The sequence below is a fragment of the Bacteroidales bacterium genome, from assembly GCA_018334875.1.
Classification (GTDB): Bacteria; Bacteroidota; Bacteroidia; order Bacteroidales; family UBA12077; genus JAGXLC01.
Genome location: JAGXLC010000326.1, coordinates 1 through 4,510, shown reverse-complemented (window position 1 = coordinate 4,510; position 4,510 = coordinate 1). Strand labels below are relative to the sequence as shown.

Here is a 4,510-nt window from a genome sequence, read left to right as displayed (position 1 = left end):
CGATGATATGAATGGGCTTACCGATAAAATGATTGGTATTACCGATAAAGTGAATAATCTCACCGGTGAAATGATTGGTCGACCGATCTTCTTATTGATGTCACCGGTAAAATGATTGGTCATACCGATCTCCTTACTGATGTCACCGGTGAAGTGAATGGTCCTACCGGTCTCCTTAATGATGTTGCCGGTGAAATGAACACCCTTACCGATGAGATGACTGGTTTTACCGATTTCATTAATGGTCTTACCGGTGAAGTGAATCTACGGTCTCCTCACAAACTTCAAACAGTCAATCCGGAAATTGGGATCCTTTCAATTTGATCATTGGATATCCCGCCTGCTGTCGGGCAGGTGTTTGTAATTTGGTGCCTGGCAATTGGTATTTTATAAACATACTTTTTGCAGAGATAAGGTACTGATCTAAGGTTTATATTCCGCTTTCAAAACCTGGTAAGCGGAATAAACATCCTGAGGCACTTCTTCTTCCACGGTAAAGCCCTTATCAGGATAATTGAGTATCCTTTCCATTTCACCGAGCAGAAGGTTTTCCAGTGTCCTTCCTTTCGAGCGGAACAGTTCTTGTTCCTGCTTAAAGGTAGTTTCCGGGGGGCAGTTGATTGCATGCACTTCGGGCAGGATCTTCTTCCAGGTCAGCCAGGTTCTTCTCTGGCGTGCTGCATTGCAAACCAGCATCACGGAAGAAACGCTCTTTGAAAAATTGTGTTCCGGCCATTGACGAAAAGCCATTTCCTTCAAAAAATAGATGTTTTCGCCCGTATTGGTTGACTGATCTTCTATTAAGAGATCCTCTTCAGGGATATCCGGGAAATGCGCATAAAGTCTATCACGAAAGACCTGGGCCTCTTTCTTTTTAAGATCTGCCGTTCCGGCCCCCACTCCCCCGGTAAAGATGATCTTTGGTGCATATCCCTCCTGATAAAGCTTTCCGCAGGTATGGGGTATCTTCATATCAAAATGACCAAATCCGAGGACGGCATCGACACGTTGATTATCATCCCTCAGATACAGATAATCAAAAACCTTACAGGCCTCATCTTGTGTAATGTTCTCTTGATTCATTATCGAATTTTGTATATTTACTCCTGATTAAAGCATGCAATATGAAACAACAGTTTGAAACTAAAAAATAGAATGTTATTTTTCTTGTTCAATTGATCAAAAATTTTGGCTATGAAAAGACATCAACTCTTCTATGTGATACTGCCTTTATGCACGATTCTTATATCAGGTGTTAATTCAGGGAAAACCGGGCACAATAAAAACAGGGACATTCAATCAGCAGCGCTTCATATGCCGGGCCAAACATCACCTGATGAAAGCGCAAAAGCCTTTCGGCGGGAGGTTAAGAAAAACATCCTGCCCTACTGGATCATGAAAACCAAAGATACGGTAAACGGAGGATTTTATGGTGCCATCAGCAACAAGGGAAAGGTAAACGAACAAGCCGACCGTTCCATGGTGCTCAATTCCCGGATACTCTGGACTTTTTCCAGGGCCTACCAGGTGTTTCAGGAAGAAAAGTACCTGCTCACAGCAAAGAGGGCTTACCGCTATATCAATGAACATTTCTGGGATGATGCATACGGTGGATTTTACTGGAGTGTCGGCTACCAGGGAAAAGTCACCGATCCGGGCAAGCAGATCTACGCAGAAGCCTTCGGAATCTATTCCATGGTGGAGTATTATAAAGCAACCGGCAACAAGGAAAGTCTCGAAAAAGCCAAAAAGACCTTCCGGCTGATGGAAAAACACAGCCATGATGATGAGCATGGAGGGTATTTCGAGGCCTTTGAAAGGGACTGGACTCTTTCAGACGACATTCGCATTGGCGGAAAACAGATGAAAACCCTGAAATCCATGAACACCCACCTCCATGTGCTGGAGGCTTACACCAACCTGTACAGGGTTTGGAGGTCGGATGAAGTGGAAAAAAGAATCCGGGAGATGAACGATATTTTCCTGGAACACATCATCAATCGGGAGAACCATCATTTCCATCTATACTTCAATGAAGAATACGAGGTACTTTCGGAAGAAATTTCCTATGGTCACGACATAGAAGGAACGTGGCTGCTATACGAAGCAGCCGAAGTATTGCGGGACGATAAGTTAAAAGAGCAGATCAGGAAGGTTGGCCTTCGTATGGCCGGGGCAACCCTGGAGGAAGGCCTTGATCCCGACGGAGGGCTCATTTATGAGGCTTCGCCGGAAGGATTGACCGATACCGATAAACACTGGTGGCCTCAGGCAGAGGCTGTGGTAGGTTTTTACAATGCTTATCAGCTAAGCGGCGAAGAAAAATTCAGAGAAGCGGCCTTCAAAACCTGGAAATTCATTCAGGAAAACCTGACAGACCAGCAAGATGGTGAATGGTTTCGTCGTGTATCCCGCAAAAGAGAGCATTATCCCGATGATATGAAGGTAAGCGCCTGGAAGGGGCCTTACCACAACAGCCGCATGTGTTTTGAAATGATGGAACGGCTGGGGAGACGCTGAAATTATTCAAGAAACGATAATGAAAATTGATACAAAATCGTTAATTTTGCACACGCTGTATAAATAATTCTGCCCGGTGGTGTAATGGCAACACGTCTGACTCTGAATCAGAAGAGTTTGGGTTCGACCCCCAACCGGGCAGCCCAGAGAAACAGGGAGTTACAAAGATAGTTTTGTAGCTCCTTTTTTTTACTGTACACATTATTTTCTACCTGAATTAAAAGCAACCAATTTCTCCCAATCAATGGAACCATCGGGCAGACAAAAATCATCGGAAAAAGCCTTCGTGAACTTATTAATCACTTTTGAATATGAATCTATAAAATCTTCATTGTGTTCTTTTGCTCTATGACCCAATGGTTCAATAATATCTTTGTATAAATTTGAATCCCCAGAAATAAACTCCCAAAAATCTTGTCCGCAATATTTAAAATGATCCCCTCGATCAGGATTTCGCAACCGCCCATAGCAACAGCCATTTATAGCAACAATATTTAATTGAGAATTACTTGTTCTTAATGTTCGCTTTGCCGTTATAAAATCATCTTTCATCTTGGCAATTTGGGTACTATTGCCCCAGTTAGGCCCTGATTTAATTGTTACTATGTATCGGGTATTATTTTTATTGAATTCTAAATCTATTCCACGAATCCCTGATTTCCAACCCCCAAATTCTTGTTCATTAATAAATATTGCAAGGCCTTCCAACCAATCCCCCAGTATAGTTTCTTCTGAAGAAGATATATGTGCATCAGCAAGTTTTCTAACTATTGCTTCAGAGGTCTGTAAATGCTTTGTGCGAAATAAGTAGGGATTTTTCTTTCGTAATATTTGCTTAAGCTTCAAATTATTGAGGCTTTCAAGCCTTTTTTCATGGAATGTGCCTATGTTATCTTCAACATATTGTCTAACGTCCGCAAGAGTAATATTTCTCATATATTGACTGTTAAAAGTTTATAAAATTTTATAAACTTTAGGCTGTATATTTTTTTTAAGATCATCGTAATATTCCTTAACAATCTCAATACCTATTGAATGACGGTTCATTCTCTGGGCTACAAAATTTGTGGTGCCTGAACCTGTAAATGGGTCAAGAACTACATCACCCTCTTTAGTAAAAAGTCTGATAAACCACTCTGGAAGGGCTTCAGGGAAAGCAGCACTATGATTCTTATTACTACATTGGGTAGAAAGATGTAATACATTGTTGGGATAAGCCATTTTCCGATTAACCCAATTTGATATATTTTTCCCAAAACCACTTTTTACTTTTGATTCATCTCTCCTCTTATCAGTTTCACTTAAATTTTTAAGTCTTTGATCCGCCCAATCACCCATAGGAACCATTACCTCCTCCTGATACATATTAAATTTTCGGCTTTTATTAAACTGCAACAATCTTTCCCATCCATCCCTAAAGCGATTAGGCCATTTACCTGGATAACTGTTTTTCTTATGCCAAATAAATTCTTCAGTCCAATACCATCCTTGTTTTCTCATCTCTAATATAAGTTCTATTACATAGGTGCATCTCTCGCCATTCATCACTTTTTCTTTAATATTAAGAATAAAAGTGCCTGTAGGCTTTAAAACTCTTAGTAATTCTTTACTTATAGGTAAAAACCAATCAACGTATTCATTTGGTTTAATACCACCGTATGTATTTTTCCTTTGATCAGCATAAGGTGGAGAAGTGACTATTAGATCAACTGTATTATCAGAGTATTCTTTCAAAATCTTGTTGGCATCTCCTAACCTTATATCCGCAGTAACTTCCATAGTTTATATTATTTTATACAAAATTAAACATTTAGCTTCACTTTGCGGCACCTCAAAAAACAAATTATTAACAATTAATACACCATCATAACATGGATAGCTAAACCTGTTAAGTATGTAAAAACAAAGATTTTTCAAGTTACAAATGAGAATAAAAAACAAGTTTTACCTTATTATACACGAGATCATCCTGAGGTACCAGGATTGAAAA

The 4,510-nt window shown here is 40.0% G+C and carries 5 protein-coding genes and 1 tRNA gene; 3 read left to right on the top strand and 3 right to left on the bottom strand.

Annotation, left to right across the window (positions count from 1 at the left end):
- The first annotated feature begins 111 nt into the window (after positions 1-111).
- Complete coding sequence (locus tag KGY70_17475) at positions 112-324, top strand: hypothetical protein (protein ID MBS3776992.1); 213 nt, start codon at positions 112-114, stop codon at positions 322-324.
- Positions 325-423: 99 nt separating this feature from the next.
- Here KGY70_17475 and KGY70_17470 read toward each other — a convergent pair whose 3' ends face one another.
- Positions 424-1,083 carry a YdcF family protein gene (locus tag KGY70_17470; GenBank protein ID MBS3776991.1) on the bottom strand — a complete coding sequence of 220 codons (660 nt, stop codon included), beginning with the start codon at positions 1,081-1,083 and terminating at the stop codon, positions 424-426.
- 111 nt (positions 1,084-1,194) lie between these two features.
- Between KGY70_17470 and KGY70_17465 the strand changes: the two genes are divergently transcribed.
- The gene (locus KGY70_17465; GenBank protein MBS3776990.1) at positions 1,195-2,520 is read left to right on the top strand and encodes an AGE family epimerase/isomerase; all 1,326 of its coding nucleotides are present in this window, start codon (positions 1,195-1,197) and stop codon (positions 2,518-2,520) included.
- A 70-nt stretch (positions 2,521-2,590) separates the two neighbouring features.
- Positions 2,591-2,662, top strand: a tRNA-Gln gene (locus KGY70_17460).
- 59 nt (positions 2,663-2,721) lie between these two features.
- Here the strand turns inward: KGY70_17460 and KGY70_17455 are convergent.
- Positions 2,722-3,456, bottom strand: coding sequence for a cytosolic protein (locus tag KGY70_17455; protein MBS3776989.1), 735 nt, complete (start codon positions 3,454-3,456; stop codon positions 2,722-2,724).
- Positions 3,457-3,474: 18 nt separating this feature from the next.
- The gene (locus KGY70_17450; GenBank protein MBS3776988.1) at positions 3,475-4,299 is read right to left on the bottom strand and encodes a site-specific DNA-methyltransferase; all 825 of its coding nucleotides are present in this window, start codon (positions 4,297-4,299) and stop codon (positions 3,475-3,477) included.
- Between the last annotated feature and the right edge of the window lie 211 nt (positions 4,300-4,510).